Raw genomic sequence first — 26,009 nt, 5'->3', positions numbered from 1 at the left:
TCCCTCCCCCTCGCGGCGTAAGTTAGACGCATAAAAAGCTTCTGCTCTACAAACAAACAGCGACTTGATTCTCCCGCTCGAGCAAAAAACTACGACTGACCTACACTCAGCGCGGCAGTATCCTTTTGCCGTCATTCAGGGATAGGGATCATGTTAAGAGCGTACGTAAAAACAGTCCTGAAGGTGCTGGAGTCTCCTTGAAACACCGGGCAATAACCCGCCGTCAGCAACAAAAAAGGCACTTGCCGCTAACCGACAAGTGCCTTTTTTATTCGCCAGCCACCGCGATCAGCGCGACAACATAAACGTCTCGTACTCCAGATCCTCCAGCGCCGACGACAACCGCGCCAGCCCCAGCAGTACACACGCCAGCAGCGACAGGGTAAACCCATACCCGAAGAAGCTCGGGCCCAGGTGCATGCTGAGCAGTGTCAGGCCGGCGTTTAGGACGGCGAACAGGACGCACAGTTCCAGCACCACGCGGCGTTTGTCGAGGTAGAAGAATACGTTGAGCAGCGCCATGAAGACGACCTGGATGCTCACGCCGATCAGGTCGATGTAGAACAGTGGCAGGTAGTAACTGGAGATGCCCAGCCAGTCCAGCAGGCGTGGTGCGAAGAGGAACAGCAGCACCACGGTGAGGCCTTGGACTTTGCAGATTTCGAGCAGACCCTGGCGGATGGACAGGGTCATTTCGGTTTTCAGTGAGCCGATATGCTGCAGGGTTTCGCCGTCGCGGATGGCCCGGAACAGGCGGTCGTACCATTCGGCAAAGTCGGTTTCGATGCGCACCAGGAACACGGCCATGCCGGGGATGATCGCGAGGTAGGCGATGAAGATCGGCATGTCGTAGAGGATCGAGGCGCGCAGCGGGCCGATGACGGTGTTGGAGGTGGCCGGGTTGAACCAGAACATGATCTTGTCCACCCAGATGCCGAAGTTGTAGAAGAACCCGGTCACCAGCAGGCTGAGGAACACGTTGCGGCGATCGAGGAAGTCGAAGGCGATGAGCTTCTCAGCCCGGTATTCGCGCAGGATGTCGTAGAGGTACAGGAACAGCAACGTGCTGTGCCCGATCAACAGCGCCAGCAGCAAGCCTGGCATCTGCAGGAAGCTCAGCAGGTAGGCGCTCGCAACCATCAGCGAGTAGCCCACCAGCATCACCAGCAGGATGCGGTTATATTTTTTCATCCCCGACAGGAAAATGATCACCAGCCATAGGTTGCACAGCACCACGAAGTTCGAGAGCACCAGCACGCGGTAGATCAGCGGCTGATCGAACAGCACCGCCAGCAGGATGATGCCGAGTACGCCAGCGCCTACGGTAACCATCAGCAATATGCCCAGCAGGTTGGGCAGGATTTGCTCGTAGTTGCGCTGGAACAGTTGGTCGGACACAAACCGGGTAAAGAACAGTTGCAGGCCGCCCGTCAGGATCAACGAGCTGGCCATCAGGTACGTCACCGTCACCAGAAACTGCCCGACCAGCGAGTTGGGCAACATCAAGCCCAGGCTAATGATGCCCACCAGCATCACGCTGATGATCGACAACACCCACGGCCCGGAGCTGATCAGCCCGGCATAGACGTAGGCATGCAGGGTGGCGGTGTAAGAGTCGCGCGAGAGGATCTTGCGCAGTTCAAAGCCAATACCGGCCATTTAGCTGTTCTCCATGGCTGCCTGGTACAGGTCGCGGTAGCGCTGCAACATCAAGGCTTCGGTGTAATAACGGTTGACCCGCGCCAGGCCGCTGGCCTGTGCGGCTTGCCAGCGTTCCGGGCTGCGCAGCAGTTCCAGGATGGCGACGGAGGTGGCCTGTGGGTCGGCGATCGCGACAACCTTGCCCGCAATGCCAAGGTCACGGTCTTCGGCGCTGCCGCCTTCGATCAGTTCGCGGCACGAGCCCACGTCGCTGCTGACCACCGGCGTGCCGGCGGCCCAGGCTTCGAGGATCACCAGGGGTTGCGCCTCACTGATCGAGGTCAACACCATCAGGCCGAGCTGGGGCAGGATGTCCTGGATGCGCTGGAAGCCGAGGAAGTGCACCTTGCCCTCCAGGCCCAAGCTGGCCATCAGGCTGCGGCATTCGCTGACGTACTCCGGGTCTTCCTCTTCCGGCCCGACGATCCAGCCTTCAACCTCAGGCATGGCACTGATCACACCGCGCATGGCCCGCAGGAAGGTTTTCACGTCCTTGATCGGCACCACACGCCCGATCAGGCCCACCCGCGGGGCAATGCCGGGCGCGCGTGTTTCAAGCACACGATTCCACTGCGACAGGTCGATGCCGTTGGCAATCAATTGCGTGCGCGCAGGCTCGGCGCCGTCCTTGATCTGGCGCTGACGGTTACCGTCATACAAGGCGATGATGTTGTCGGCGCTGTTGTAGGCCAATTGGCCGATCCGCTCGAAGTAGCGCACCCACAGCGTACGGATGTAACCCGAGCCGCCGTCGAGGCTGCGGTTCAGCGCCTGGCCGGAGGTCTCGGCGATCCACGAGGCCTGGGCCAGGTCGATCTTGCGTTCTTTGGTGTAAATGCCGTGCTCGCTGAGCAAGTAGGCGCAGTTCCAGCGTTGCTTGAGAATGCAGCCCAAAAGCCCGGCGTAACCGGTGGAAATCGAATGCAGCATGCGCGCCCGCGGCATTTTGCGCGAGGCTTCGGCCAGCATCAGCAAAGGCGACTGCAGCGAGCGCAGGGTCCAGAAATAATTGACGAAGGACGGGTCGGCGCAATGCAGGCGATAACCTTCGCTGAGCGTCTCCCAACTGGCGCGGCTGCGCAGGACGTCGTCGAGGGTCATGTCGCCGTTGGCGATGCAATCGAGCAGCTTCTCACCCAGCTCACGTTCAGGCTGATCCGGGTGATGCAAAAAGCGATACAGGTCGGCCAGGTGCTGCGGGTCGGCTTCGCGCGGTGTGCCGCGCAGATGGGTGGGATGGGTCGCGTCCTCGAGAAACATCTCTTCGATGTGCAGCACGTTGGCCGGCACTTCGTAACGGCGTTTCTCATACGCTGAGCGCTGGCCGCCGATGAACATCACCGAAAAGGTCAACTCCGGCAGGCCGAGGATCATCTGGTGAATCCAGCTCGACACGCCGCCGCGCACGTAAGGCCAGGTGCCTTCGAGCAGCAGGCAGATGTCTGCAATCGGTGCCTCTTGCTTGTTACTCATTCCAGCTCCTCACCAACTCAGCGAACGGTGGCCGCTGGCGGGTTTTCTCGGGAAGGCTGGCGAGCAACCCGGGAATTTCGTGATAACGACCGGCCTCGAACGCCAGCTCTGCGCGAAACGGCAAGACCTGGGCCGAACCCATGCCGTTTTCTTCCGCCAGGCGCAGCAGGACTTCGGCGCGCTCGTTCTCGCCGCGCTCAAGGGCGATACGGCCAGCCAGCAGGAACAGCTCACCGCCCTCGCCCGCTGCCAAGCCCTGCTCGGCATGCTCGCTGGCCTGGTTGAGTACGTGCTCCAGCACGCTGCCTTGCGCCAGGCCGAGGTAGGCCAGTTCCCAGTACCAGCGCGCCAGCATGCTGTGGACCGGGCCTGCGGTGCGCGTACTGACATCCACCAGTTGCTCGAGGGCCATCTGGATATGCAGGTTGATATCGCTTTCCTGCTTGTCGAGCATCGAGTAGGCGAGCAGGCGCACGTCGTCGCTGGGGTCTGCCAGCGCCAACTTGAGAATGGGCACCGCTTCCTTGCCGGGCATCCGTCGCGTGGCCAACAAGGCCGACAAACGCTGGTCCGGATCGGGCGCGTGACGCAGCACATCTTGTAAGCCGCCATCGGCGAAAACCGGCTTGTGCAATTGCGCCTGCGCGCGGTACGGCAAGCTTGGAATACCAACGGCCTGCCAGGCTTGTTTGTCGCGTTTGCGCGGCAAGTACAGCGCCGGGAAGATCGCAGCCACCACACCCAAGGTGCCGATGACCGGCACAAAGAACGCCAGGCTGAAGATGAACAGCGGGCTCCACGGCAACGGCTTGCGGTAGCGCGCCGGCAGCAACAGCCACACGGCCGCGCACAGCATCAGGCAGGCGAGCCCGTGGCTGAAGGAGAAGACCAGCAATTGGTGCAATTGAGGCGCATCGAGCCACAAACTGGCCCAACTGCCCGCCTCTAACAACAAGGCTCCGCTAAACAGCCACTTGCTGATCATTCAAGCCACACTCGTTGTAAAGGAAGTTACGCAGCCCGTTGCGATCACAGCCAGGCTCCAGGTTGAAAGGCATCACCCGTACGCCCAGGCTTTCGAAGTCGCTGTCGATACCAAAGTGCTCATGCAACAGCAGACTGATACGGGCCAGGTAGCCCTCGGTGCCTTGCGGGCTGGTCAACGGCAACAACACCAACAGCAGCGCGTGGTCGCGGTTGTTGCGCACCGGCAAGTGCAGGTCCAGGCCGCGCTGGCTGCGCTCCATCAGGCGCGTCAGCTCGTCGTTGGGGCGCGTCATCTCAAACGCGAACAACCCGGCCGGCAAGGTGTGCTGCTCGATGTCCACCAGCGAGCGCTTGAGTTGCAACGTGAACTGCTGGGCGTCGGCGTCCGGCAGTTGCAGCACTTGCGGGTCGCGACGCAGCAGGTCGGCGATGTGACCGGCCAGCAGCGACAACAGGCTCAAGGTGCGGTCCTGGAACGCAAAGAACGGCATTTGCCGAACCGCCAGGATGGCCATCAGGTTGCCTTCGGCGTCGATCAGCGGGATGCACGCTTGCAGCGACGAAAACTGCGAGGAGTTGCCGGAATCAATCAATTCCTGGCGCACGCTGACCAGTTCACCGCGCTCAAGGCACAGCTTGATCAGGTCATCACCCGCGTCCAACGGGCCCATCACACCGATCATCGCCAGGGCTTGCGGCAGTATGTTTTTTTCGCTGTCGTCGACGCGGTACAACCCAGCCACGCGCAAGGCGCCGTACTGGCCGAGCATCGCTACGATGGGCTCAGCCAGCGCGATCAGGGCATCGCCTTCGACCGGCATGCCGCGCAGCTTTTCCCGCAAGCCCAGCAAGGAACTGCGCAGGCTCTGGTCGCTGCCCGCCACACGCTGCTCGAGCAGGTCATGGGAGACCCGCAGAATCTGGTGGGCGCGGGTGAATTCGTCGAGACGGTACTGACGGTATTCGTTGGCCATCTGCAGACGCTCAAGGCGACGCACCCACAGGTCCCGCACTTCACCGACGAGCATCCCGCACACCAGCACGCCGACGATAAACGACGGATCAAGCTGGGTGTAACCTTCGTGCCCGCTGCTGCGCAGCGCAAACAGCGCCGCCACCACCAGAACCGCGCTGAACAAGCCGCGCACGAAGCCATAACGTACACCTAACAGCAGCGGTGCCAGGATCGGCCAGGGGAAACCGGCATGCATCTGCAACGGGTCTTCAGGCGTGAGCCAGAAGCCGAGGCCGATCGCCAGGCCCGTCACCAGTATCGTTTCCAGCCAAGACACCGGCCCGCTGGCGCGAGGCGCCAGGCTGTAATCCATGTGTGGAGAATTCATTGCGTTCACTCGAACCGAAGGGCGCCAACAAGTTTGTCGATGACTGTTTGAGCATTGCCCGCCAGGCTTTCACGGGACCAGCCGGCGCGGGCGCCACTTTTGCTCCACAGCACACGGCCGCTGCTGGCTTCCAGCACGCGCAGGCTGATGCCGACCGCCGGCTCGCCGTCCAGGCCGTTCTTGTACTGCCACTCTTCCACGCTGCCCGCGACCACGTAATCGAGTTTCTGCTCACGGGCCCAATCGAGGGCACCGGCCAGACGCTCATTGTCGTCCATCAAGGCTTGTTCGCCCTGGGTGGTGACAGGGTAAACCCGTGGTTGCAGACCATGGCTGCTGAGCACACTGAGCAGGATCTGCTCGCTGCGCTCACCGGCTTGCGGGGTCTGCGAATAGTTGACCATCGGCACGATGCCCCACTGCGCATTGCGCGGCAGGTTCGGGCTGGTCTCACTGGTGAAGCTTGAGCAGCCGGCAACGAACAGGACTGTCAGCGCCAGGCTCAGTTTACGAATTACTTGCATAGGTTTTCTCCCGTAGAGATTCTGTAATCAGCGCCCGAAACGCACGCCGTAGCTCATGCCCAGTGTGCCGCCGGATTTACCATCCCCGCCTTGTGGCGCAGATTGGTAACCGACGGTCAGGGCCAGTTCGTCGTCACCCAGCACTTCAAAGCCGATGCCGGTGTTCATGCCGTAGTTGAAGGTTTGGTCTGTCCACTGCCAGCCTGCCGTCACGTCCACCAACCAGGTGTATTGCGGCTTGGTGCGCACCAGCGCGCCAGGGATGCCGCGACGCCAGGTGGTACCGACGTAGAGTTGGCCGTAGCGGCTTTGCAGCAGGTTGTCGGCGGTGACCGGGTCTACATCGAGAGGATCAGGCAGACCCGTGTCGGTATCTATCGACTGAGGCGTCACCTTGACGGCGCCGCCGTTGCGGCTCGACAGGTAGTCAAGCTCCCGGTCCTTCACGCTGTTCTTCTGATAATCCGCACCGCCGCGCACCGTCCAGTTAGGCCCGGCAAATTCCAGCGTGTGGTTAAGCTCAACCTTCAGCGCATGCCCGGTACCCAGCGAGTCGCCGGCACGGGTAGAGAACGAACGCTGCGCCACTTCCCAGCTCAACTGGTCCCGGGCGGTCAGGCCATGACGCCCACCGACCCAGGCTCGGTCCTGCTGGCCGAAGGCGCGCATCAAGCCGCTGTCGTCACTCTTGCGATGCCAGTCCAGGCCGGTCTCGAGTTGGTGGCTGGAACCCAGCTGCCACATGCGCGACAGGCCCAGGCCATTGCGGTCGTCGTCCTTGCGCTGGCTGGTGTCGGCGAACACCTTCCAGCTGCCGTTTTCCACCGAACGAATCAAGGTCAGGGCTGCGTTGCTTTCGTCACCGATCCTCGATGAGATGATGTCGTCGCCCTTGTAGTTGCCGTGCTCCATCTCGAGGTCGGCGTACCAGTTGTCACCCAGGTTGTGGGCGATTTCCAGGCGCGGCGCATCAAACGAGAGGCCACCGAAGTCTTGCTTCTGGTAGGACAGTAGTGCGCCTTGCGGGGTGCTTTCGTGGATCTCCACGGCTTGACGGCGCAGTTGCTCGCGCACCGACTCCGGCTGGTCGTCACCCAATGCGGTCAAGCTGACGTCCAGCGCTTCGTTGGTGCGACCCAGGCGGCTGAGTGCCTGCGCACGTTGCGCCGGGTTCAGGTCGCTGCTGGCCAACAGGGTTTCAACCTGGGCCTTGTTGCGACTGCGCAGCGCTTCCTGAATCTGCTCGTAACGGTCGACCTTGAGGCCTTGGCTACGTGCCCATTCCAGCCATTGGTCTTTCTGCGACTCCTGATTGGTCGCATCCAGCCGTGCCAGCAAGCGCTCGAACCACATCTGCTTCATCGACGGCGAACCGTCTTTCCACTTCAACAGTTCCTGCTGCGCCTTGCGTGGCGAGTAGCTGCTGGACATCAGCCGCAACCAGATTGCGTAGCGCTGGGACGAAGGTTGCAGCCCTTCAGCCTCGGGGTTGCGCAGCAGTTTCAAACGCAGCCGTTGCGCCGCATCCTGATAGCCGGCGGTGTCCAGTGCGTCGGCGTATGCCGCCTGCACCAGCCAGTCGTTCGGGGTGAGCTTGAGGTACATGCGGTACCAGGCCAAGGCGTCGGTATCACGATTCAACAACTGACTGGCGCTGGCAAATGGCAGCCAGAGCAGACGGTCTTCACGCGCATAGGCACGCCATTTGGCCAGCAATGGCTTGAGTTTCTCGGTGTTGCCCTGGTCGACATACATCCAGATCATGCGTTCGCGGAACAGGTTGTCGTTGGGATAACGTGACAGGCCCAGCAGGTACAAACGCTCGGCTTCGGCGCTATCGCCCTGCTCAATCGCCAATGCCCCCCGCACGGCCAGGACCTGGGCTTGCTCGTAGGCCTCCGGGTACTGTTTAGCGTCTTCGAGCAACGCGACCACTTGGTCCCACTCCTGCAATTCCTGGGCGAGCTGCAAGGCCTCGACCAAGCGTTGCGGGTCTTGGGCGCGTTTCCAACTGGCGACCATCAGGGCCAGGGCGCGCTGTGGGTCTCGGGTGCGATAAAGAGTGATGAGCTGGCTCTCGTCGCCGCTGACCAGCTTGCCGTTGATCGCCAGCAGGCGTTCCAACGAAACGCGCAGGTCTTCATCACGCTCCAGGTCCCACGCCAGGCTAGCGCGGGCGTGCCAATACTCAGGATCCTCGATCGAAGGGTCATCCAACTTCACGACGTCCCATGCAGCCTGCTCGTCAAACAGCTTCATCTCGGTGCCAACCCAGTCCACTCGCTCGGCCGGGGTCAGCGTGAAACGTTTGGCGTAGTCGTTGTAGACCTTGCTGCGCGCGGCGAACTGCCCTGTGTTGTCCAGGTTTTGCAGCAAGCGTGTCCACGCCAGGCGGTGCCCTGGGTATTTGCGCAGATAGGTGCGCAACCAGGCTTCGGCCTCGGCGGGCGTGCCGCGCGATTCGTGGCCGTAGACCAAGGCGTCCAGCTCGATATCGGTGAGCGCGCGCTGCTGCATGATTTCGGCGAGCAATGGGATCGAACGGTCGAAATCGAACAGTTGGCTCGCCAGGCGCCAAGCGTGCTCGCGGGTTTTCGGGTCTTCCTTGAGTTTGAGCAAGCGAATCCAATAACCCACGGCCGCTGCGTTATCGCCGCGCCATTCGCCCAGGAGCGCCATTTGCTCGAGCAATACGGGGTCATCAGGGTAGTCGACCGTCAATTGCTGGCCGGTTTCCCACGCACCGGCCAGGTCGTTGATGGCCAGGCGCACGTGGAATTCTTTCAGGGCAATTTTCGGGTTGTCCGGCTGCACCTCGCGCCACTGCTTGAGCACGCGCTGCGCCAGGTCAAAGCGCTTGGTCGCCACGGCCACATCGACGCCCTGCTCCAACCACGCCACATCGGCCGAGGACTGGGTGAGCTGGGGCAATTCGTCGGACAGCACCTGCGCGGCCTGTTCGTCGTGGCCCGCCGACAGCAAGCTGTTGAACGCCAACTGCGCATAATCACGGCGCTCGGCCGGTAGCTGGGCGTCGCGACGCAGTTGCAAGTAGATGTCCGCGGCATGCTGCGGTTGGCCGGCGGCCATGTACCACTGCGCGGCGGCTTTGAGCGAGTCGGCACGTTGCGCCGGATCGCGCGCGGCGATTTCTTCATACACGTTGGCCGCGAACTCCGGCGCCTGCAACGTCAACGCGCGCTTGGCCAGGTTTTGCAACTGCGGCATCGGCAACTTGCGGTAGTCGAAGCTACCCAGGCGCTCGGCCAGGGCCCGTTGCGCGATCAGGTCGTTGCTGCTGTCGGCGACCAGGGCATCCAGTTCCAGGCGGTAATAAGCCTGGGTTTCCGGCTGTGGCTTGGGCCACGCTTCCAGGTGCTGGCGCGCTTTGGTGTAGTCACCGAGGCGAATCAACAAATCGACCAGTTGCAGACGCAGGTGATCGTCGTCCGGGTGCGCCGTCAGCAGCAGCTCGGCATAGTTGGCCGAGACCGCATCCGGCTGGCGACCGTCAGGCTGGAACACTTCTTCACGCTGGAAGGTCGCCCACAACAGGCCACCTACGGCAACCGCCACCACCGCCAATGCCCAAGGATTGAGCAGGCGGCTGTTTTTAGTTGCAGAGGAGCTGACCATTACTCACCTGCTTCATAGGTAATTGAAAAGTCCACAGGCCGGCGGAAGCCTTGCCCGCAAATCGTTGACCATCCACTTCCACGCGGCAGGCAGTAGCCGAACGTACGGAGAAGGTCAGGTCGAATTGGCCGGCGAACGCAAAGCTCACGCGGCGCTCATCCAGGTAACGCCAGTCCAGCAGAGGCAAATTGGCTTCTTCCAGCGCCGGTCTCGGGTCTCGATCCGGGCGCAGCACCAGCAACGCCTTGTCGCTGCTCAGGGCCACGTAGCGCCCTTGCGGCAAATCGCGCACGCCGGCGATGCCCTGCGATTGCAACAGGTCCGGCCAGCCCATTTGCGCGTCCAGGCGCACGGTACGCAGTGCGTCCATCCCGCGAATCTGCCAGGCGCCATCCGCGGTGCGTGCCAGGCTCGCCTGATACAAACCGTGCAGACGGTCGAGGTAGTCGCTCATCCACAACGACATCGGCTGCTGCTCGCGCATGTAGCCATAGATCTCGTGCATGGCCTTGATCGACGCCTGCTTGGTGCTGGAATAGAAGTGGTAATAGAGGTGCAGGCCACGCAGACGGCGTGGGCTGTCGGTGAGCTGGAAGGTCTCGATCAACTCGCGGAAACCGTAATACGGGCCCTTCCACAAGTTGGTGTAGAGGTTCTCGTTGATGATCGGCGCGTAGTACTGCAAGCCGCCTGCGGTAGGGCGCAGCAGCGGGTTAAGGCCGGTCAGCGACGGATTGGCCTTGGTCATGATGGTTTCGGCACCGTTGACGTTTTTCAGGCCAGCGTCATACGCCAATTGGATGGTGCTCGCCGATGGCAGTGCATCACCTGGCCAGAACACCAATTTCACCGGCTTCTGCGGGGTGGTCAGGTTCTGGTTGATGTAGTCGCGCGAGCCAAAGATTTCGCGGCGAAAATCAATTTTGTCGTAGCCAGGCACCTTCATGTTCATGCCGTATTCCGGATTGAAGTTCTCGCGTTTCTTGGCTTTATCCGGCTGCATGAAAAATGGGTGGCTGTAGGTATGCGTGGCCACTTCAACTTTAGGGTTGGCAAAGATCTCGCGTGCAATCGGCTCCAGCTCACGGGCCAGGAAGGGGAACGCGCCGCGCGGCGAAATCTCGGCTTCGATGATCGACACCGACGTCAGGAACGGGTTGGGCTTGATGTAGTCGTCCAGCGTGTGGCGACCCGCGTAAGGCGTGCCACGCACTTCGGCGCGGGAAGGGAAGCCATCGCCATCGATGTGCACGGTCGCAATGCGCCGGCCATTTTCGGTAGTGCTGTCCGGGCGCGGCTGGCTTGGCAGGTGCAGGCTGGCCTGGAGAAACGCAAAGGGATCGAGGATCCAGCGGCTGCGCTCGTTGTTGGTTTCAAGCAGATAGGGCGCAAGTGCCAAGCCACCCCATTTGCCGACCACCACCGGCGTGAACACGTCACCGCCGGGCCCCTTCAACGACAGCGCCGCTGTCGGGCCATTGGGCATCACGGAAACGGCGGCGAGGTCACGCGAGCGCGGCACCACCGGCGCTTCAAATGCGCCCACCAGGGCTTTGTCCTGGTGAGTAACGGTCAGCACCTGCGTGGCGGGCGGCGCATCACGCTTGAGGCCAAGGCGCTTGAGCAGCAGCTTGTCTTCAATCGGCAAACCACTGAAAAACGCCACAGGCACCTGTTCGTCCAGGCGCGCATTGATGAAGCGATTAAACGCAGCCGGGTCCTGGGGCGGGCCGCTGGTCATCCATGTGACAACGCCGGCGTACAGGCCACTGAAGCTGTACAGCGGAAGCTTGCTGTCGGCCGGAAAATAATCGACGCGATAGCCCAGGTACTCCAGCAAGCCGCCGAGGTCGCTATGACCGGCAGCATCTTCCAGCGCACCTTCGCGCGGGTCGAAGATCAGCGCGATACGGCGTGGCTGAACCTCGATGCTGCTGATGCCCAGGGTGTTGAGGTCAGGCGTGCTGATATACGGGATGTAGCCTTCTTCGCGCAGGCGCTTTGCGAGCTTGCGCGCTTCTTCACGGCGCTCAGGCGGCAAGTAATCGATCGCTACCAGCGGGATGCCTTTGGCACGCAGCGGTTTCAAATGCGTTTCAAGCCATTCGCGGTCGGACTCCGAGACCGGGCGATAACGCTTGGCGGAGGCGTCCCAGCCCGCGTGAATCGACTCGACTGCCACGGCGGCGGCAACGCCATCCAGCTCGGGCAATACTTCGAAACCGCGATTGAAGAACAACTTCAATGTTGGCTGACGCTTGTGCATTTCACGCAGCAGGTTGGCTAGGCCCACGCGCTGAGCTTCACGCTGGGCTTGAGGCAGCAACTGGAAACTGTCGAGGGTGTCCAGAAATACACCGCCATAACCTTGGGCTTGCAAGGCTTTGGCGCGAGCAAATAAATGCTCACGCCAGGCTTGCGAAGTGAGGTCCATGACCTGGCTGTCCCAGGCATCGTTACGCACCGGGGAAACCGCTTTGCTCAAGCCGGCTTTGTCGAGCTCCGCCTTATTACCGTCGAATTCGCCCACGGACAAATAAGCAAAGGGTTCGCTGCCCAGCGTGCGCAAGGTTTTGACGTCGGCGGGCGTCATGTGGCCGGGCTCGACCACAGCCCAGTCGAACTGCGCCAACTCCGCCAGGGGCGGCTGATCGGCATACCAAAAGGCCACGCTGGCCGGCTGCGGCACAGTAGCGGCCTGCACAGGGGCCCCGCCAACGAACAACGCAAACGCGGCCAGCAGCCGCTCGGCTATTGCGCGGACACGCGTCCTGCGAAAAACGATTTCCATAATGCACTCTTGAAATGATTGAAACTGGGACGGCGCTAAGGTCAAACAGGTGACCGGAGGGTTACAAACTGCGAAGCAGCTGTGCCAACCCCTGGCCCACGGACGTCGGTTCCGAGAGCACGTAGCGTTGCAGCAAGCGCGTGTTATCCGCGCGGGAATGACGAATATCGCCTTGGCGTTGCGCCTGATGCGTCACCGTCAGCGCCGTACCGGTCGCACCACCCAGCTCGCTGATCAGGTCGTTCAAACTGGTCGCGCGGCTGAACCCGACATTGACCGCACCAGAGGCTGCCTCGCGGGCCTCCACGGCCTGCACGAGAATGCTCACCAGATCTTGCACGTAGACAAAATCGCGCGTTTGCCCACCGTCACCGAATACGGTAATCGGCTGCTTGGCGATTGCCCGCTGGCTGAAGATACTGATCACACCCGAGTACGGAGAGGACGGGTCCTGGCGTGGGCCAAAGATATTGAAGAAGCGAAAGATCACCGGCTCCAGGCCATGTTCACGACGATAGAAGTCCAGGTAATACTCACTGGCCAGCTTGTCGCACGCGTAAGGCGTCAGGGGAGACTTGGGGGTGTCTTCTTCAATGGCCGTGCCTTCGCCGTTGTTGCCATAGACTGCAGCGCTGGAAGCGAATACCACACGCTTCACACCCGCCTTCAGCATGGCTTGGCACACATTGAGCGTGCCGACGAAATTGCTCTGGTGGGTAGCGACAGGATCGTCCACCGACGCCTGCACCGATGCCACTGCTGCCAGGTGAACCACAGCATGGCATCCCTGCATGGCTTGCTCGACCACCGCCGTGTCTGCAACGTCACCCACGACGACATCCAAATGCGGATTCCCGATAGGCAAATTGCTCGTCTTGCCGGTCGACAGGTTATCCAGCACACGAATGCTGTAACCCTTGCCCAGCAAGGCCTCTACCAAATGCGAGCCAATAAAGCCTGCACCACCGGTAATCAAAACTCGCTTAACATCCATGGAGGTTCTTCCTGACGACTCAAGCGGAGATTTCATATAGGCAGTCCGCTAACGGTGGCACGATTAAGGCCCAGCACAGACTGACAAATCCCTCAGCCCGCTTGGTGCAATGATGTCAGTTTAATGGCTTGAAGCCATCAAAACGCCGCCGATCATGTTAGATCCGGGAGAAACTGTCAACATATCGTCTTTTATGCCGCCAGACGGTAGGCGACTTTAAATCACCGTCATTTAATTGACTCATATTCGGGTGTTTAAACGCGGTTAACGTCGATTGGGTTAGGCGAAATTTTTGCCACTTACCTGCTATCCGTTTTTTCAGACGTCCCGCCTTGTCAGTGCTTTTAAAAAATGGTGTACAGCGCTCCTGAAAAGGGATCTGCGCAACGTTTGTGGGCATAAAGCTTGTGCCTGAGGCGCAAAAGGACTGCCGGGCGCACATAAAAAAACCCCGAACAGGTCGGGGCTTTTTATCGCCTGGCATCAGGCGCGACGCCGGATCAATTAGAAAACGTTGATCGGGTAGTCGGCGAACAGACGGATTTCGTTACCGCCTACGTTGTACTGGTCAACGTTGTTGGAAACGCGCAGCCACGAGGCGCGAGCACGCAGGCTCAGGTCTTTGGCTGGACCGCTCTGGACCACGTACTTGAACTGGTTCCAGATTTCGCGCTCAGTGCCATCGCCACGGTTGGTGCCGTCGTCGATATTGGTACCGCGCACGTAGGCCACGTTGTAGGTCAGGCCCGGTACGCCGAAGGTGGCGAAGTCGATGCCGTAGCCAAGTTGCCACGAACGCTCATCCTTGCCATTGAAGTCAGACCAGTAGGAGTTGGCCAGCAGGATGGTGTTGCCACCGTCGCCGATGCCGCCAGCGTTGCGGTAGCCGCCATACAGGTAGCCGGTGTCGCCGGTGCTGCGCTGGTGAGCGACGGTGAAGCTGTGCGGGCCAACAGCCCACGTGGCGCCCAGGCTCCAGATTTTGTTGTCGCGGGCGTCAGCATCTTTCTGGTTTTCCAGGGCGAAGCTGCGGTCCAGCTTGGTTTTGTAGCCGTTGAAGTCAAATGTCAGCGACTGCTTCTCTGGCAGGGCCAGCACGTAGTTGACGTTGACGTATTGCTTCTTCAGCACGTCCTGCATGTCGGAGGCATACAGCGCGGCCGACAGGCTTTCGGTGAATTTGTAGCTACCACCGATATAGTCGATGCTTTTCAGGCGACCGCTGTCGGTGCCTTCCATGCTCTTGCGCGCTTCTTTGGTGAAGTGACCCGCGTCCAGTTGCAGACCGGCGATCTCTTTGGAGACGATCGAAGTACCGGTGTAGGTTTCCGACAACAGACGGGAGTTGTCGTACTGAAGCACAGGCACAGCCGGGAACTGATCACCGTACTTGAGCACCGTGTTGGAAACGCGGAACTTCACGGCAGCGCCGCCCTTGGCCAGGTCGTGGGGTGCCGAGCCAGGGTTGTTCGAGCCATCAGGGTTGGTAGTGCCGTTGCCCTGTTTGAAGAAGTCGATGCCGCCCGCGCCAGCGCGACCTTGACCACCGTCCAGACGGATAGCGTATTGGCCGATCACGTCCACACCCACACCCACGGTGCCTTGGGTGAAACCGGACTCGAACTTACCGATGAAGCCTTGGCCCCATTCGGCTTTGTCTTGCTTGCCGTTTTTGTAGTCACGGCTGATGTAGGCATTACGTGCGGCGATATTCAGGTGGCTGTCTTCAACAAAACCCTTGGATTGGTCCTGGTCGTTGGCCATTGCTGTCGATGCGCTCAAAATCCCCAGAGCGATCAGACTCATCCGTTGCTTCAACATTTTTTTGTATTCCTTATTTCTGGTTGAGTACGCGCTATGACACCAGGCCCCATGTCGCTTTCTGGTATCGACTGCGTCCTGAAAAAAGAAGGCCCGCGGACGCCTTAACAGGCCGCGAGCCTTTTTTTATTGGATGAGTCATGGCGGTGAGCCACAGGCGTTGGGCGCAATCCTAGTCGCGCGTTGAACTATGTGTCAATTTCGTGAATCGTCTGTATTTAGGCGAAATAATTCTAAGCAAAGGCCTATTGCTGTTCTGAAAACGACAAAAAAACACCTTCAAATGCCCTTGAAACACATCTCGTAACATATTTAGAAGTCGATACGTTTGGTAATAGATAACGCGCGCAAATGCAAAGCATTACCATTAACGTGCAGTTTTCCTCCCAAACAATTCGGATACATGCCTTCATGCCTGCCCTTCGCCTGACGCCCATCACCCTTGGGCTTTCCGTTCTGCTGTCTGCCGGTTTTGCCTGTGCGGCCACCACCTTGCCTGAAACCTCGATCAGTGCCGAAGCTGACGAAGACGACCCCCGGGTCAAGGAAACCAGCACGGCCACCCGCACCGCCACACCCGTGCGTTACGTGCCTCAGGCGATCGATTCAGTGAAGACCGAAAGCTTGCGCGCCTACGGCACCAACGACCTGGGCCAGGCGTTGAGCGGCATCCCGAACGTCAGCAGCGGCGCCGACACGCGTTTCGACAGTTTGCGCATCCGCGGTTTCGACGCGAGCAATGACTTCTACCTGGATGGCATTCGTGACGACAGCCAATACATTCGCGACCTGCATAACATCGAGCGCATCGAAGTGCTCAAGGGGCCGGCGGCAGTACTTTACGGGCGAGGCGGCCAGGGAGGGATCGTCAACCGCGTGAGCAAGCTGCCGGTCGCCGGACATAAGTCGAGCATTGAGGCCCAAGGCGGCAGCAATGATTTGCGCAGCTTGTACGCCGACCTCAGCACCGACCCCACCGATAACATCAGCCTGCGCCTGAACATGGGTAACCAGGACAACAACAGCTTTCGCGACGGTGTGAGCGGCAACCGCCAGCTCTTCGCGCCGTCCATGAGCTGGCAACTGACGCCAGACCTGAACTGGCTGGTGCAATACGAATACAGTCGCTACAACCGCACGCCCGACCGTGGCATTCCCGGAGTCAACGGGCGCCCGGCTGACGTGAGCCGCAGCACCACCTACGGCGACAGCCGCGACTACATCGACGACAAAACCCAGTCGCTGCGCTCCAAGCTCGCCTATGAGCTCAACGACAACTGGCAACTGCGCCAGACCCTGGGTGTGTTCAAGCTCGACAGCGATTTCGACAACACCTACCTCACCGCCTATACCCCGTCGACCAACCGTGTCACGCGCCAGCGCTGGCAGCAGGACCTGACCACCCTCAACATCTTCAACAACGTCGAGCTGGAAGGCGGCTTCAGCACCTTCGGCCTGGAGCACCGCTTGCTCACCGGCCTTGAACTGGGCAGCCAGCGCCGCGACCCGAAGCTGTATACCGCCACGGCCGTCGCACAAGGCGGCCGCGTCGTGCCGCCCCTGGATCTCAACCAGCCCAACCGCAACCTCAGCCACACCGGACGGATGAGCCTGCAAAGCAACAACCACACCGAAGTCGACAGTCGCGCCATTTATGTACAGGATCAACTGCGCCTGAATGACCAGTGGCAAATCCTGGCCGGCCTGCGTTATGACCGCTTCGAGGTAGACACCAAGAACAAGCTGCTCAACACCCAGCAGGCCGTCAAAAGCCACAGCACCAGCCCGCGTTTTGGCCTGGTGTGGACGCCGTTGGAACATCACTCGTTCTATGCCTCATGGAGCAAGACGTTCTCCCCTGCGGGCGGCGGCTTGATCGGCATCACCCCGAACGCCGCCGGCAGCGTCAACGACCTGAGCCCTGAGCTGACCAAGCAGAAGGAAATCGGGGTCAAGAGCGACTGGCTCGACGACCGCCTGAGCACCACCCTCGCCGTGTACGAGCTGGAACTCTACAACCGCCGCACCAGCGACCCGCTGGACCGCACCATCACCCTGCTCAGCGGCTTGCAGCGCTCTCGCGGCGTGGAGTTGACCGCCACCGGCAAGATCGTCGGAAACTGGTATGTACGCGGTGGTGTGGGCTTGCAGAATGCCACGGTCGAGAAGGACAACAACGGCTTCGAAGGCAAGCGCGTCAGCGATGTGGCCAAGCGTAACGGCAGCCTGTTCATTACCTGGAAACCGGAGATGGGCTGGTACGCGGAAACCGGCCTGACGCTGGTCGGCGACCGTTATGCCGACAGCCTCAACACCGTGGTGCTACCGGGTTATGGCCGCTGGGATGCGTTGGCGGGGTTCCGTCAGAAGGAGTGGGATGTAAGGGCGGCGCTGAACAACATCGCGGATAAAACCTACTATGCGTCGGCGACCAGTGTGGCGCAGATCCAGCCAGGGGAGCCGCGTAGCGTGGTGGTTACAGGCACCTACAGTTTCTGAGGAAAACGCGGTCAGTGTGGGAGCTGGCTTGCCTGCGAAAGTGGTGGGCCAGCCAGCGAATAGTTGGCTGGTACACCGCTATCGCAGGCAAGCCAGCTCCCACATTTGATTTCGGTGGTGCTTCAGCTATTCAACACGTCACACAACGCATGCACTTCGTCCTCACTGAACAACCCCGCCGGGTAGCGTTCACGCATCACACTGTGCAAGTCAGGCTGTTGCCTGATCTGTCGCGAACCGTTTTCCTTCAACCAGAGCCCCAGCGCATGGATCGCGTCACCATTGACCCTCAAGGGGTGGAACGTGCGCGTGTACATCGGGTTGATATCGGCGTTCATTTCAGCGCTCTCTCCTACTGCGTGAGCGGCTAACTTACTCAAGGTTTATGACAGAACTGCGCAGTCATCACCTTGGGCCACTGTGACAACAGCGATACAAGAGCTATGCCAATGTCTCGTGTTTATAGGTATGCCGATACAAAAAAGCCCGCGACCTTGCGGGGCCGCGGGCTTGCTGTTAGCGCTGAAACCGGGAAGCACCCGGCTAGCGCCAAGACACTGTTACAAGTGCACTCAATTTTTGTGCGGGGCTGGCTGTTGTTGGGTCAGGCAATGGATATTACCGCCACCCAGTAACAGTTCGCGGCCCGGCACCATCACCACTTCGTGCTGCGGGAACAGGTCCTGCAGGATTGTCTTGGCCACGCTGTCAAGCGGGTCATCGAAGCTCGGCGCAATGATGCCGCCATTGACGATCAGGAAGTTGACGTAGGAACCGGCCAACCGCACGGTCGGATTACGCTCCTGGGTCCCGTCAACCGGATCAACACCGGCGCATTCTTCCTCGGTCGCGTAAAGCGGTCCAGGGATCGGCATTTTATGCACTGTGAACGAGCGACCCTGGGCATCGGTGCTGCTTTGCAGCACGTCCATGGCGGCATGGCAGCGTGCGTAGTTCGGGTCTTGCGGGTCATCGGTCCAGGCCAGCAGCACTTCGCCCGGGCGCACGTAGCAGCAGAAGTTATCCACATGGCCGTCGGTTTCGTCGTTGAACAGGCCGTCTGGCAACCAGATAATTTTATCCACAGCCAGGTTGGCACTCAGCACCGCTTCAATCTCGGCACGGCCCAAGTGCGGGTTGCGATTGCGGTTGAGCAGGCATTCTTCGGTAGTGATCAGGGTGCCTTCGCCGTCAACATGGATCGAACCGCCCTCCAGCACAAAGCCTTCGGTGCGATAGCGGGGGGCCCGTTCGATCTCGAGGATCTTGCCGCCGACCTGCGAATCGCGGTTCCACGGCGAATACAGGCCGCCATCAAAACCGCCCCAGGCGTTGAAGTCCCAGTTCACACCGCGCACTTCGCCGCTGTTGTTGATCACGAAGGTCGGCCCGGTGTCGCGCACCCAGGCGTCATCGCTGGACATCTCCAGCACCCGGATATTCGGCACATCCAGGCGCGCGCGAGCATTTTCGTACTGGCCGGCGGAAACCGCTACGGTCACCGGTTCAAAACGTGCGATGGCCTTGGCCACCGCCACGTGAGCGGCCTGCGCTGGCTTGCCGCCCAGGCGCCAGTTGTCCGGGCGCTCTGGCCAGATCATCCAGGTTTGAGTCTGTGGCGCCCATTCGGCAGGCATGTGGAAGCCATCGGCGCGAGGGGTGCTGTGCAGGGTGGTCATGGCGATCAGGACTCCGAATGGGGGTAAAGGCCGACTTTATAACGGATATAAATCGGCTTTAAAAGCAACATAAGTTCATAGCAGATGAAGATGACAGAAAATAACCGATAACAATCGATTATTACGCGTGTTCGTCCAGCACCTTCGACAGCATGTCGACAAAGAAATCCACGCTGCGTTTGGACGTGACCATCGGCGGCTTGATCTTGAGGATGTTCAAATAATCCCCCGTGGGTTGCATAAAGATCCCCAGCTCCCGCAGGCGGTCGCATAGCAAGGCGGTCTCCTCAGTGGCCGGCTCCAGGGTGTGCCGGTCGCGCACCAATTCCAGGCCGAGATAAAACCCGGAGCCGTGGACAGCCCCCACTAATGGATGACGATCGATCAATTCTTCCAGCCGCGCCTTGAAATGCCCACCAACCACTTGGGCGTTTTCCCACAGCTTTTCTTCCTCCATCACATCCAAGACGGCCATGCCGATCCGGCAACTGACCGGGCTACCCCCCGACGATGAGAAGAAGTACCCCTCAGCCTCCAGCGCCTCGGCGATTTCGCGACGGGTGATCACCGCCCCCAACGGCTGGCCGTTGCCCATTCCCTTGGCCATGGTGATGATATCGGGCACTACGCCCTGCTCTTCAAACCCCCAGAAGAAATGCCCCATACGGCCATAACCCACTTGCACTTCATCGGCGATGCACACGCCGCCCCTGGCGCGGATAAGTGCATACACCTGCTGCAAATAGCCCGGCGGCAGGGAGATGCCGCCGGCATTGCCGTACACCGGCTCGCAGATGAACCCTGCCAGTTGGCGTTTGCTCGCGGCGATTTTCGCCAGGTTGTGTTCCACGCTTCGTACGTAATCAGGCGCACTGTCCTGCCCGCGGAACTCACCTCGATAAGTATTGGGCGCGGTCACCGGGTGCACCCAGTCCGGGCGACTGCTCAGCGCCTGGGGGTTGTCGGCAATCGAGGTGGACACCGCATCTGCCGCCACCGACCAGCCGTGGTACGCCTCGAGCACGCTGAGCATGTCGCGGCCACCGCTGTAGGCCCAGGCGAGGCGGATCGCCAGGTCATTGGCCTCGGTGCCGCTGTTGACCAGGAACACGCGGTCCATGCCTTCCGGCGCCAGCGCCAGCAAGCGCTCGGAGAACTCTGCAATCGCCGCATAGTGAAAACGTGAGTTGGTATTGAGCAGCGACCACTGGCGCGCCGCCACCGCCGCCATGCGCGGGTGGCCATGGCCCAGCACTGCCACGTTGTTGAGCATGTCGAGGTACGAACGGCCCTGCATGTCGATCAGGTGGTTGCGCCAGCCGCGTTCGATGCGCGGCGGGTCGACGTAATAGTGCTTTTGCGAACGGGCGAAACTGGCGTCGCGGCGAGCGAGCAAGGCCTCGGAGTCCAACTCGGGCTCTGCGTCGCAAGCCAGGCCCAGCAGCGCCGCCGGCGAGGGACACAGCGCCTGCCACGCCTGCGCCCGGGACGGCGTGCAGAACAGCGGCGCCGGCAAGCCAGTACGGCACAGTTGCACGGTCAGCGGGCCTTCGACCTCACCGATCACCTGCCCCTTGAGTACAGCGGCGCCAGGCTGCAACAGCGCTTTGGCACCCCACAACCGCACATTGGCTTCGCTGCTGTGCACACGCAGTTCGCCATTCACGCCGGGGCGGACGATGCCCGCAAACGGAGCCTCGATGGAGGTGCCCCGGGGCACGTGCAGCTCGACGTGCAGCGCGAACGTCTCAGGTTCATAAGCACTGTCGGGCTGCGTACGCGACAAGCGGTACTGCCCGTAGCGACTGGCCGCCAGGCCGTGCACGGCAGCTGCATCCTGCAACAAGCGCTGATCGATACCCGCCTGCTCCCAGTTGCCTGCCTCGAAATGCGGGCTGAGCACGCCCAGGTCGATCAACGCAAACTCACGTCCCACCAGGCCCGGTAGCAAGGGCGCGAAGCCTTGGCCGGCAATCGGTGCCAACGCCTGCCCGACACAGCCCAGGATCGCCGCCTCCATCAACTCAAACGGCACTGACGTCGCCACGTGGAAAATTTCCCACTCATGTGCGGCGTTTTTCAGAAGGTAGCTGTTATCCGGATCCAGGCGTTGCTGCTGCTCGCTGCTCAACACCAGCACCGCCGCCCGTGCAACGATCAGCGACCACAGCGCCTGCAATTCTTCGTGTTGCAACGGTGTCACCGCATGACAGGCCTGTATCGCCGGCAAGATGGCAAAGGGATCACCTTCGGCATGGTGCAGCAACGCGGCGCAGGTCACTGACAGATCGGCGATGCGCCAGGTGTGCACCAGATCGCCGAAATCGATCACGCCCTGAAGTTGCCAGTGACGTTGCGCATCACGCTGCCACACCACGTTGTCATCGGTGATGTCCATGTGCACCGCCTGCCACGGTAGATGATCAGCCAGGGGCCGGAGGCGGTTTTCGACCTGCCCTGCCACGTACTCCAGCGCTTCGCGGTGGGGCAGGTTTTCCAGGGTTGCCAGCAGATGGGTGATCAGCTCCCGGGCATGGCGCGGGTCCCATTGCAGCGTGCGCTCCAGGCCCGGGTGTTCGAACGGCGCCAGCGCTTGGCTCATCCGCCCACACAGATCACCAAAACCTGCAATTACCGCGCGGCCCAGATGAGGCTGATGGGTCAACAGCTGGCCATCGATATAGTCCAGCACCCGCACGTGCAGGGTTTGGCTGTCGAGGGTCAGGGTCAGCAACTCTTCACCGCTCACGGCCTTGATGACCTTGGGCACGTGCACATCGGCTTGGGCCTGCAGGGCATTGAGCGCCGCGTGCTGGGCCTGCAGCTCAACGGCAGCGTAGTCACCGCGGCAGATTTTCAGAACAAACCGGCCGCGGGGGCTGTCGACTCTGTAGTTGAGGTCCTGCTGGCTCCCCAACGAGTGCAGCGTGCCCGTCAGGCCGTAATGCTCCTCGAGCAGCCGAGCCGCCTGATCGGGGCCAACTTGCGGGCAGGGTAGACTGGCGCGATGGATCAGGGTGGCGAGCAACATGGAGGGTAGCCTCGGTTTTTTAGGGGTGTATATCGCCATTTTTCAGGGGGGTTAGGCAACCCCCGAAGCATGCCGCGCTTGCACCACCCCACCGCACAACTCAAGCTATGCTCCATTCGTTTACTGTCTGTCTAAGGAAAAGGCCCTCCGACATGCGCATTCTCATCACCGGTGGTGCTGGTTTTATCGGCTCCGCCCTGATTCGCCACCTGATTCAACACACCGAGCACGAAGTGCTCAATCTGGACAAGCTCACTTATGCAGGCAACCTGGAATCGCTGAGCAGCATCGCGGGCAATAGCCGTTATGAGTTTGTTCAGGCCGACATTATCGACCAGGCCACCGTCAGCGCCGTACTGACGCGTTTCGAGCCCCAAGCTATCATGCACCTGGCGGCCGAATCCCATGTTGACCGTTCGATTGACGGGCCCTCGGACTTTATCCAGACCAATATCGTCGGCACCTACAGCCTGTTGGAAGCTGCTCGTGCTTATTGGCACACGTTGGCAGAACCCGCCAAGGGCGCCTTCCGCTTCCATCACATATCTACTGACGAAGTGTATGGCGACTTGCATGGCGTAGACGATCTGTTCACCGAGACTACGCCGTACGCGCCCAGCTCACCCTATTCGGCCAGCAAAGCTGCGTCCGACCACTTGGTGCGCGCATGGCAGCGCACCTACGGCCTGCCAGTATTGCTGACCAACTGTTCAAACAACTACGGGCCATTCCACTTCCCCGAGAAGCTGATTCCACTGGTGATACTGAATGCACTCGCGGGCAAGCCGCTACCGGTCTATGGTAATGGTTTACAGGTACGCGACTGGCTGTTCGTCGAAGACCACGCCCGCGCCCTGCTCAAAGTGGTGACAGAGGGCATGGTAGGCGAGACCTACAATATCGGCGGCCATAACGAGCAGAAGAACATTGATGTGGTGCGTGGTATCTGCGACCTGCTGGAAGAGCTGGCACCGCAACGCCCGACAGGTGTAGGGAAATTTACCGACCTGATCACCTTCGTGAAGGATCGACCGGGTCACGATCAGCGTTACGCAATTGACGCCAGCAAGATCGAACGTGAGCTAGGCTGGGTTCCTGAGGAAACCTTTGAGAGCGGCTTGCGCAAGACTGTGCAGTGGTACCTCGAAAATCTGGAGTGGTGCCGCAGGGTCCAAGACGGCAGTTATCAGGGTGAACGATTGGGCAATACCGACATGAAGGATCTGATTGCATGATGAAGGGAATCGTATTGGCGGGGGGCTCAGGTACCCGTTTGCACCCCATTACCTTGGGCGTGTCCAAACAACTGCTGCCGGTGTATGACAAACCGATGATCTATTACCCGATCTCGGTGCTGATGCTGGCGGGAATCAAGGACATCCTGGTGATTTCCACCCCGGCGGATTTGCCGCAGTACCGCAATCTGCTCGGGGATGGTAGTCAGTTTGGCGTACGGTTCAGCTATGCAGAACAGCCATCTCCCGATGGCCTGGCGCAGGCCTTTATTATTGGCGAAGAGTTCATCGGGGATGATCCGGTTTGCCTGATCTTGGGCGACAACATTTTCCATGGTTCGTATTTCGGCGACCAACTACGTGCAGCAGCTAAAAGGCCCTCCGGTGCCACGGTATTCGGTTACTGGGTCAAGGACCCGGAGCGTTTTGGCGTGATTGATTTCGACAAGGAAGGCCGGGCCCTCTCCATCGAAGAAAAGCCTCTCAAGCCAAAGTCACCCTATGCCGTGACCGGTCTTTACTTCTACGACAACGACGTGATCGAAATCGCCAAAGCGGTCAAACCCTCACACCGGGGTGAGCTTGAGATTACGGATGTTAATAACGCCTACCTCAATCGCGGCGACCTTCATGTGGAACGATTCGGCCGAGGCTTCGCCTGGCTCGATACAGGAACTCACGACAGCCTTCTAGAGGCCTCACTTTATGTACAGACGATTGAACATCGTCAGGGCCTGAAAGTGGCATGCCTGGAAGAAATCGCTTATCAGAATCGCTGGATTAATCGTGAGTATTTGCTGGAGCGGGCCAAATATTTTGGCAAGACCGGCTATGGTAAATACTTGCTCACCCTTGCAGGGGATAATCCATATGAATGTATCCGCCACTGAGTTGCCCGGTGTATTAATCATCGAGCCGAAGGTATTTGGCGATGAACGCGGTTTTTTCTATGAAAGTTTCAATGCCCGGGACTTCGCGAAAGCTACCGGGTTACAACAGCAGTTCGTGCAGGACAACCACTCACGCTCGCAGCAAGGAGTCCTGCGCGGACTCCATTACCAAGTGGAGCATCCCCAAGGCAAATTGGTGCGCGTGACCGCAGGTGAAGTGTTGGACGTGGCGGTGGACATACGTCAAAGCTCACCAGCTTTTGGCAAATGGGCAGGCGTGCGGTTGTCGGCCAATAATAGCCGCCAGCTATGGATTCCACCGGGATTTGCTCATGGTTTTGTAGTGCTCAGCGATTACGCTGAATTCCTCTACAAGACGACTGATTACTATACCCCCTCTTCAGAGCGATGCATTCGCTGGGACGATGCTGATCTCAACATTGATTGGCAACTCAACGGCCCGCCGATCTTGTCCGTCAAGGATCAAAACGGCAAAAGCCTGAGAGATGCGGACCTGTTCGCATGACCTCCGCTCTAAAGATCCTGATCACCGGCCAACACGGCCAAGTCTCCCGCGAACTGCAACTTCGGCTCCAGGACCTCGGCGATCTCATCGTTCTCGGCCGCGACCAACTCGACCTGGCCAACCCCGACCAGATCCGCCAGCAAGTCCGCGCCCATCGCCCTGACTTGATCATCAACGCCGCGGCCCATACGGCTGTCGATCAAGCTGAAAGCGAGCCGGACGTAGCGTTCGCGATCAACGCCATCGCCCCCGGCGTTCTCGCGGAGGAAGCCAAAGCCCTGGGCATCCCGTTGATCCACTACTCCACCGACTACGTGTTCGACGGCAGCAAACCCGCCCCCTACACCGAAGCCGACACGCCGAACCCGCTGGGCGTCTATGGCCAGAGCAAACTGGCGGGCGAGCAGGCGATTACGGCCGTTGGCGGCAAATACTTGATCCTGCGCACCAGCTGGGTCTACTCCAGCCACGGCAAGAACTTCCTGCTGACCATGCAGCGCCTGTTAAAGGAAAAGCCGCAGATGCGCATCGTCGCCGACCAAATCGGCGCGCCAACCTGGGCCGGCAGCATCGCCCACAGCACGCGTGGGTTGATCGAGCGCTGGCAGGCGGGCGAGCCGGGGGAATGGGGTGTCTATCACTTGACCGCCAGAGGCGAAACGTCGTGGTTCGGGTTTGCCGAGGCGATTGGCGAGCATCTGCGCACGCAAGGCAACGCCTGCGCTGAACTGGAGCCGATCCCTGCCAGCGCCTACCCGACGCTAGCCAGGCGCCCATTGAACTCGCGTCTCGATTGCAGTCGCCTGCAGCAGCAATGGCACATCAGCCAACCGCCGTGGCAAGACGCATTGCGCGAGTGTCTTGCAGGGCAGCACTAGG

General features: G+C 60.3%; 17 protein-coding genes. 5 read left to right on the top strand and 12 right to left on the bottom strand.

Going from position 1 to position 26,009, the window contains the following annotated elements; all coding sequences use genetic code 11:
• Nucleotides 1–288 precede the first annotated feature (288 nt).
• The 9 genes from pelG to BFP95_RS23380 all read right to left on the bottom strand — a co-directional run bounded on the left by pelG (nt 289) and on the right by BFP95_RS23380 (nt 15,270).
• On the bottom strand, nt 289–1,659 hold the full coding sequence (gene pelG, locus BFP95_RS23420) for an exopolysaccharide Pel transporter PelG (protein WP_065910780.1): 1,371 nt from the start codon (nt 1,657–1,659) through the stop codon (nt 289–291).
• Nucleotides 1,660–3,174: a GT4 family glycosyltransferase PelF gene (pelF, locus tag BFP95_RS23415; protein ID WP_065875796.1), complete on the bottom strand. Its 1,515-nt coding sequence runs from the start codon at nt 3,172–3,174 to the stop codon at nt 1,660–1,662. It lies immediately after the preceding gene.
• On the bottom strand, nt 3,167–4,159 hold the full coding sequence (locus BFP95_RS23410; RefSeq protein ID WP_065875797.1) for a transporter: 993 nt from the start codon (nt 4,157–4,159) through the stop codon (nt 3,167–3,169). Before BFP95_RS23410 ends, pelF begins: the two co-directional genes overlap by 8 nt.
• Nucleotides 4,137–5,504, bottom strand: coding sequence for a PelD GGDEF domain-containing protein (locus BFP95_RS23405; RefSeq protein WP_065879782.1), 1,368 nt, complete (start codon nt 5,502–5,504; stop codon nt 4,137–4,139). The genes BFP95_RS23410 and BFP95_RS23405 overlap by 23 nt, the downstream gene beginning before the upstream one ends.
• A 5-nt stretch (nt 5,505–5,509) precedes the next feature.
• Nucleotides 5,510–6,028, bottom strand: a complete 519-nt coding sequence (locus BFP95_RS23400) for a penicillin-binding protein activator LpoB (RefSeq protein ID WP_065875799.1) — start codon at nt 6,026–6,028, stop codon at nt 5,510–5,512.
• A gap of 27 nt (nt 6,029–6,055) precedes the next feature.
• Nucleotides 6,056–9,664, bottom strand: coding sequence for a tetratricopeptide repeat protein (locus tag BFP95_RS23395; RefSeq protein ID WP_065875800.1), 3,609 nt, complete (start codon nt 9,662–9,664; stop codon nt 6,056–6,058).
• Complete coding sequence (locus BFP95_RS23390) at nt 9,642–12,455, bottom strand: bifunctional glycoside hydrolase 114/ polysaccharide deacetylase family protein (RefSeq protein WP_065875802.1); 2,814 nt, start codon at nt 12,453–12,455, stop codon at nt 9,642–9,644. The genes BFP95_RS23395 and BFP95_RS23390 overlap by 23 nt, the downstream gene beginning before the upstream one ends.
• A 61-nt stretch (nt 12,456–12,516) precedes the next feature.
• Nucleotides 12,517–13,449 carry an NAD-dependent epimerase/dehydratase family protein gene (locus tag BFP95_RS23385; RefSeq protein ID WP_065875803.1) on the bottom strand — a complete coding sequence of 311 codons (933 nt, stop codon included), beginning with the start codon at nt 13,447–13,449 and terminating at the stop codon, nt 12,517–12,519.
• A 504-nt stretch (nt 13,450–13,953) separates the two neighbouring features.
• Nucleotides 13,954–15,270 carry an OprD family porin gene (locus tag BFP95_RS23380; RefSeq protein ID WP_065875805.1) on the bottom strand — a complete coding sequence of 439 codons (1,317 nt, stop codon included), beginning with the start codon at nt 15,268–15,270 and terminating at the stop codon, nt 13,954–13,956.
• A 411-nt stretch (nt 15,271–15,681) separates the two neighbouring features.
• Here BFP95_RS23380 and BFP95_RS23375 point away from each other — a divergent pair, with 411 nt between their 5' ends.
• Nucleotides 15,682–17,769, top strand: coding sequence for a TonB-dependent receptor (locus BFP95_RS23375; protein WP_065875914.1), 2,088 nt, complete (start codon nt 15,682–15,684; stop codon nt 17,767–17,769).
• Nucleotides 17,770–17,891: 122 nt separating this feature from the next.
• On the opposite strand, the gene BFP95_RS23370 is transcribed toward BFP95_RS23375, so the two are convergent.
• The 3 genes from BFP95_RS23370 to BFP95_RS23360 form a co-directional block, all read right to left on the bottom strand.
• Nucleotides 17,892–18,107, bottom strand: coding sequence for a hypothetical protein (locus tag BFP95_RS23370; RefSeq protein ID WP_065910779.1), 216 nt, complete (start codon nt 18,105–18,107; stop codon nt 17,892–17,894).
• A 234-nt stretch (nt 18,108–18,341) separates the two neighbouring features.
• Nucleotides 18,342–19,448: an agmatine deiminase gene (aguA, locus tag BFP95_RS23365; RefSeq protein WP_065875807.1), complete on the bottom strand. Its 1,107-nt coding sequence runs from the start codon at nt 19,446–19,448 to the stop codon at nt 18,342–18,344.
• A gap of 121 nt (nt 19,449–19,569) precedes the next feature.
• Entirely contained in the window at nt 19,570–22,479 is a 2,910-nt protein-coding gene (locus tag BFP95_RS23360; RefSeq protein ID WP_065910778.1) for an aminotransferase, read from the bottom strand.
• Nucleotides 22,480–22,631: 152 nt separating this feature from the next.
• On the opposite strand from BFP95_RS23360, the gene rfbB reads away from it, so the two are divergent.
• From rfbB to rfbD, 4 genes are read left to right on the top strand one after another with little or no spacing between them, the layout of a single operon-like run.
• Nucleotides 22,632–23,714 (top strand): dTDP-glucose 4,6-dehydratase, encoded by a 1,083-nt coding sequence (gene rfbB / locus BFP95_RS23355; RefSeq protein ID WP_065910777.1) that lies wholly within the window; start codon nt 22,632–22,634, stop codon nt 23,712–23,714.
• Nucleotides 23,711–24,604, top strand: a complete 894-nt coding sequence (gene rfbA, locus BFP95_RS23350; RefSeq protein ID WP_065910776.1) for a glucose-1-phosphate thymidylyltransferase RfbA — start codon at nt 23,711–23,713, stop codon at nt 24,602–24,604. The genes rfbB and rfbA overlap by 4 nt, the downstream gene beginning before the upstream one ends.
• Entirely contained in the window at nt 24,585–25,130 is a 546-nt protein-coding gene (gene rfbC, locus BFP95_RS23345; RefSeq protein WP_065875813.1) for a dTDP-4-dehydrorhamnose 3,5-epimerase, read from the top strand. Before rfbA ends, rfbC begins: the two co-directional genes overlap by 20 nt.
• Complete coding sequence (gene rfbD, locus BFP95_RS23340; RefSeq protein WP_065910775.1) at nt 25,127–26,008, top strand: dTDP-4-dehydrorhamnose reductase; 882 nt, start codon at nt 25,127–25,129, stop codon at nt 26,006–26,008. Before rfbC ends, rfbD begins: the two co-directional genes overlap by 4 nt.
• Nucleotide 26,009 lies beyond the last annotated feature (1 nt).

This window comes from Pseudomonas sp. 58 R 12 (genome assembly GCF_900005865.1).
Taxonomy (GTDB): domain Bacteria; phylum Pseudomonadota; class Gammaproteobacteria; order Pseudomonadales; family Pseudomonadaceae; genus Aquipseudomonas; species Aquipseudomonas tritici.
The sequence above is the reverse complement of the archived record's forward strand: the minus strand, read 5'-3'. Positions and strand labels throughout refer to the sequence as shown.

Coding starts and splice junctions, on each gene's coding strand:
- aguA (WP_065875807.1), bottom strand. CDS start 19,448: ATGACCACCCTGCACAGCACCCCTCGCGCCGATGGCTTCCACATGCCT.
- BFP95_RS23390 (WP_065875802.1), bottom strand. CDS start 12,455: ATGGAAATCGTTTTTCGCAGGACGCGTGTCCGCGCAATAGCCGAGCGG.
- BFP95_RS23370 (WP_065910779.1), bottom strand. CDS start 18,107: ATGAACGCCGATATCAACCCGATGTACACGCGCACGTTCCACCCCTTG.
- pelF (WP_065875796.1), bottom strand. CDS start 3,174: ATGAGTAACAAGCAAGAGGCACCGATTGCAGACATCTGCCTGCTGCTC.
- rfbB (WP_065910777.1), top strand. CDS start 22,632: ATGCGCATTCTCATCACCGGTGGTGCTGGTTTTATCGGCTCCGCCCTG.
- rfbA (WP_065910776.1), top strand. CDS start 23,711: ATGATGAAGGGAATCGTATTGGCGGGGGGCTCAGGTACCCGTTTGCAC.
- BFP95_RS23405 (WP_065879782.1), bottom strand. CDS start 5,504: ATGAATTCTCCACACATGGATTACAGCCTGGCGCCTCGCGCCAGCGGG.
- BFP95_RS23375 (WP_065875914.1), top strand. CDS start 15,682: ATGCCTGCCCTTCGCCTGACGCCCATCACCCTTGGGCTTTCCGTTCTG.
- BFP95_RS23360 (WP_065910778.1), bottom strand. CDS start 22,479: ATGTTGCTCGCCACCCTGATCCATCGCGCCAGTCTACCCTGCCCGCAA.
- BFP95_RS23410 (WP_065875797.1), bottom strand. CDS start 4,159: ATGATCAGCAAGTGGCTGTTTAGCGGAGCCTTGTTGTTAGAGGCGGGC.
- pelG (WP_065910780.1), bottom strand. CDS start 1,659: ATGGCCGGTATTGGCTTTGAACTGCGCAAGATCCTCTCGCGCGACTCT.
- rfbC (WP_065875813.1), top strand. CDS start 24,585: ATGAATGTATCCGCCACTGAGTTGCCCGGTGTATTAATCATCGAGCCG.
- BFP95_RS23380 (WP_065875805.1), bottom strand. CDS start 15,270: ATGTTGAAGCAACGGATGAGTCTGATCGCTCTGGGGATTTTGAGCGCA.
- BFP95_RS23385 (WP_065875803.1), bottom strand. CDS start 13,449: ATGGATGTTAAGCGAGTTTTGATTACCGGTGGTGCAGGCTTTATTGGC.
- BFP95_RS23400 (WP_065875799.1), bottom strand. CDS start 6,028: ATGCAAGTAATTCGTAAACTGAGCCTGGCGCTGACAGTCCTGTTCGTT.
- BFP95_RS23395 (WP_065875800.1), bottom strand. CDS start 9,664: ATGGTCAGCTCCTCTGCAACTAAAAACAGCCGCCTGCTCAATCCTTGG.
- rfbD (WP_065910775.1), top strand. CDS start 25,127: ATGACCTCCGCTCTAAAGATCCTGATCACCGGCCAACACGGCCAAGTC.